Raw genomic sequence first — 4,551 nt, 5'->3', positions numbered from 1 at the left:
ACCGCCTCATCCAGCAGCACTGTGGTGTGTTTAAAATTTTCCTGCATAGCTATAGCGACAAGTCCTGCAACCGCTCAGATAAAGGCTCCTGAGCCGACTGTTCTGTGTCAATATCGTCCTTAACTTGTTGATACCAGGTCTGTTCATCCCACAGCTCAAACTTGTTGAACTGTCCAACCAGCATCACTTCTTTAGTTAGGCCAGCATGTTGTCGCAGCGTGTTCGCCAACAACAAACGGCCCGCGTTATCCATCTGACACTCACTGGCATGCCCTAACAGCAGTCGCTGCACGCGACGTTCACTCGGGTTCATGCTGGATAAGCGCGACAGTTTCTTCTCAATGATTTCCCATTCGGGCAAGGTGTAAAGCAGCAGGCATGGCTGGTGGAGGTCAATGGTACATACCATTTGCCCCTGAGACTCTGCGACAAGCAATTCGCGATAGCGTGTTGGTACTGCCAATCGTCCTTTGCTGTCGAGATTGACTAACGTTGCTCCACGGAACATGCCAGCCTTACCCCTCGATCACCCGTTTTCACCACTTTATCCCACTTTTTACCACGAAACGAGTTTACGGAGCCGATGAAATCCTTGTCAAGCCGCAACGGCAAGTGAATATCACTATTTACACCGGGTGAATTTAATCGGAGGCGGGAATAAATCGATGATAACTGGCAAAATTAAAAATTAACCTGATGAATAGTGGAATAAAAATTTCCGCAATATAAAAAATGGCGAAAAATAAAGCGCTTTTAAGCCGAAATATATTTGCCATGCAATCTGCGACAGCGGCTGCATTTTAGGGGATTTCCGAAAGGAAGCCCAGCACCATCGCGCCAGCTCTGCTACGCCGCGCTGCTGAACATGTAAACAAATAAGAAAAGTTAATCAGGTTAAATTGTTAGCTGAGGTGGCGATAATTTACGCTTTTTTACTTCGGAAGCTTCTGAGGAAATATCGTTGGCACAAATTAAAATTGGGCAGCGAACTGCCCACGATTTCATTTAGCGCGGCGGCTTAATTGCCCGCGGCGGAATAAATTACGACGAATACGCGTTAAACCCGGTTTTGGTTTACGCGGTTCATCCAGAGACGCTAATACTAATTCCAATACACGCTCTGCAACATCACGATGACGCTGCCCCACCGCCAGCACCGGACACTCAAGGAAATCCAGCAATTCGTGGTCACCAAAAGTGGCAATCGCCAGATCGGTTGGCAAGCGGCCATCGCGCTTCAGCGTAATATCCATTACACCTTGCAGCAGCCCAAATGAGGTGGTGAACAGCGCTTCCGGCATAGGATGATCTTCGAGGTACTTCTCAAACAAAGCAGCGGCAGCGGCACGATCAAAGCTATTACAGTAGATGTAATCGATCGGGCGTTCGTCATCCTTCCACGCATCACGGAAGCCCAGTTCACGCAAGAAACTGACAGATAACTCCGGCAGCGCGCCCAAAAACAGCACATTTTTAACCGGCAGCTGACGCAATTCAGCTGCCAAGGCTTGTGCATCATCCTGATCGGCACCCACCACGCTGGTGAAATGCTCACGATCCAGCGCGCGGTCGAGCGCGATAATGGGCAGTGGATCGTTGATCCAACGCTGATAGAAAGGATGTTCAGGCGGCAAAGAAGTAGAGACGATGATGGCATCAACCTGACGCTGTAAAAGATGCTCAATACAACGCATCTCGTTATCCGGCTGATCTTCGGAGCACGCAATCAGCAACTGATAGCCACGTTGACGTGCCTGACGCTCCAGATAATTGGCGATGCGCGTGTAACTGGTGTTTTCCAGATCGGGAATCACTAAACCAATAGAACGCGTACGCCCAGCACGCAAGCCTGCTGCAACCGCATTCGGGTGATAATTATGCTCACGCACCACCGCCATTACTTTCTCAACGGTTTTCTCGCTGACACGATACTGCCGCGCTTTGCCATTGATGACGTAGCTGGCCGTAGTGCGCGATACGCCCGCCAGGCGCGCAATTTCATCCAGTTTCACGATGACACCTTAATTCTGATAAGCCAGCGCTGGCGAAAATATCCGCAGAGTAGCTATGGGTAAAACATTTGTAACATCTAACCGCAGAAAACCACGCTGAGCAACCGCTTTTCTCAAGCATCATCGAGAAGCGCATAAAATAAAAAAACCCGGCATTTCGCCGGGTTAGCACTGAATGTGATGTTTGCGCTGCGTGATTAACGCATCACACGATCACCGCGTGACACGCCAACGATTCCTGAACGCGCCACTTCAACAATCTCCGCTACGTCACGAACGGTGTTAAGAAATGCATCCAGTTTATCGCTGGTGCCCGCCAGCTGAACCGTGTAAAGCGTTGGCGTGACGTCAATAATTTGACCACGGAAAATCTCCGCGCTGCGCTTCACTTCTTCACGGCCGTAACCACTTGCCTGGATTTTCACCAGCATGATTTCACGCTCAACGTAAGCGCCCTGCCCCAGTTCACTGACACGTAACACGTCCACCAACTTGTGCAGTTGCTTCTCGATCTGCTCCAGCACTTTTTCATCGCCAACGGTTTGGATGGTCATGCGCGACAGCGTGGGATCATCGGTAGGCGCCACCGTCAGGCTTTCGATGTTGTAGCCACGTTGTGAGAACAGCCCGACTACGCGGGACAATGCGCCGGATTCGTTTTCCAGCAGAACCGATAAAATACGACGCATAATTAAGTCCTCTCCGTTTTGCTCAGCCACATTTCATCCATCGAACCGCCACGAATTTGCATCGGGTAAACGTGCTCGCTGCCATCAATATTCACATCAACAAACACCAGACGTCCTTTCGCCAGCGTATCCAATGCCAGTTGCAGCTTCTCTTCCAGTTCGGCAGGATGCGCAATCGAAACCCCCACGTGGCCGTAAGCTTCGGCTAAACGCACGAAATCTGGCAGAGATTGCATGTAAGACTGTGAATGGCGGCCAGAATAAATCATGTCCTGCCACTGCTTAACCATGCCGAGGAAACCGTTATTGAGGTTCAGCACCAGCACCGGCAAATCGTATTGCAGCGCAGTCGACAGCTCCTGAATATTCATCTGGATGCTGCCGTCGCCAGTCACGCAGATGACCGTTTCATCCGGCAATGCCATTTTCACCCCCAGCGCAGCGGGCAGGCCAAAGCCCATGGTGCCCAAACCGCCTGAGTTGATCCAACGACGTGGTTTGTCGAACTGGTAGTAAAGTGCGGCAAACATCTGGTGTTGGCCCACGTCAGAGGTGACGTAAGCGTCGCCTTTGGTCAAACGGCAAATCGTTTCGATAACCGCTTGCGGCTTGATTTTGTCGCTGGTGCGATCAAATTCCAGGCATTTGCGGCTGCGCCAGCCTTCAATGGTCTGCCACCAATCACGCAGGCTATCAAGTTCTTGCTTGGCATCGCTCTGCGCCAGCAGTTCCAACATCTGTGTCAGCGTCTGTTTAGCATCACCAACAATCGGGATATCGGCGCTGACGGTTTTTGAAATCGAGGTTGGATCAACATCGATATGCATAATCGTCGCATTCGGGCAGTACTTCGCCAGATTGTTGGTGGTGCGATCGTCGAAGCGCACGCCAATGCCGAAGATCAAATCGGCGTTGTGCATGGTCATGTTGGCTTCGTAAGTTCCGTGCATACCCAGCATGCCGACGCATTGGCGATGCGTGCCAGGGAACACGCCCAAGCCCATCAACGAGGTGGTAACCGGAATATTCAGTTGTTCAGCCAATTGCAGTAATTCTGCTTCGCAGCCCGACATAATCGCGCCGCCACCGGCATAGATGACGGGTTTGTGCGCTGCCAGCAGCGTTTGCAGCGCGCGCTTAATCTGGCCTTTGTGGCCTTGAATGGTCGGATTGTAGGAGCGCATGCTCACTGTTTCCGGCCAAACGTACGGCAACTTGTTCGCTGGATTGAGAATATCTTTTGGCAGATCGATAACCACCGGGCCAGGACGACCGCTTGCCGCCAGCCAGAAAGCCTTTTTCAGAACGGTAGGAATTTCTTCGGCATTTTTAACCAGGAAGCTGTGCTTCACCACTGGACGGGAGATGCCGACCATGTCGCACTCCTGGAACGCATCGTAGCCAATCAGCGAAGAAGGCACCTGACCGGATAGAATTACCATCGGGATGGAATCCATGTAGGCGGTAGCAATGCCAGTAATTGCATTGGTCGCGCCAGGACCGGAAGTCACCAGCACCACGCCCACTTCGCCGGTCGCACGCGCAAGGCCGTCGGCCATGTGCACCGCACCTTGTTCATGGCGGACCAGCACGTGGTCAATGCCACCGACCGTTTGCAGCGCATCATAAATATCGAGCACTGCTCCGCCCGGATAACCGAATACCTGTTTAACGCCCTGATCGATTAACGAACGGACGACCATTTCGGCTCCTGACAACATCTCCATTTTCTGCCTCCAGGCTTGAGGGACTGAATCCACTGACGTTCGCGTTTCCCGCACGCCACTGATATCCGGCCCCCGATCGCCAATTAAGATCAAAACCTTATGTTTATGCTCAGAAGGCGGCGT

4 protein-coding genes are annotated in these 4,551 nt (G+C 51.8%); all 4 read right to left on the bottom strand.

Annotation, left to right across the window (positions count from 1 at the left end; all coding sequences use genetic code 11):
* Positions 1-49: 49 nt before the first annotated feature.
* Positions 50-508, bottom strand: a complete 459-nt coding sequence (gene mraZ, locus ABDW13_RS23300) for a division/cell wall cluster transcriptional repressor MraZ (RefSeq protein WP_343554873.1) — start codon at positions 506-508, stop codon at positions 50-52.
* Between the two features lie 493 nt (positions 509-1,001).
* Positions 1,002-2,012, bottom strand: coding sequence for a catabolite repressor/activator (cra, locus tag ABDW13_RS23295; protein WP_343554872.1), 1,011 nt, complete (start codon positions 2,010-2,012; stop codon positions 1,002-1,004).
* Positions 2,013-2,209: 197 nt separating this feature from the next.
* The gene (gene ilvN, locus ABDW13_RS23290; protein ID WP_008108620.1) at positions 2,210-2,701 is read right to left on the bottom strand and encodes an acetolactate synthase small subunit; all 492 of its coding nucleotides are present in this window, start codon (positions 2,699-2,701) and stop codon (positions 2,210-2,212) included.
* 2 nt (positions 2,702-2,703) lie between these two features.
* Complete coding sequence (ilvI, locus tag ABDW13_RS23285; RefSeq protein ID WP_343554871.1) at positions 2,704-4,428, bottom strand: acetolactate synthase 3 large subunit; 1,725 nt, start codon at positions 4,426-4,428, stop codon at positions 2,704-2,706.
* Positions 4,429-4,551 lie beyond the last annotated feature (123 nt).

It is taken from the genome of Pantoea sp., from assembly GCF_039594315.1.
Taxonomy (GTDB): domain Bacteria; phylum Pseudomonadota; class Gammaproteobacteria; order Enterobacterales; family Enterobacteriaceae; genus Pantoea.
Note: the sequence above shows the minus strand (reverse complement) of the source record. Positions and strands in the feature narration are given on the sequence as shown.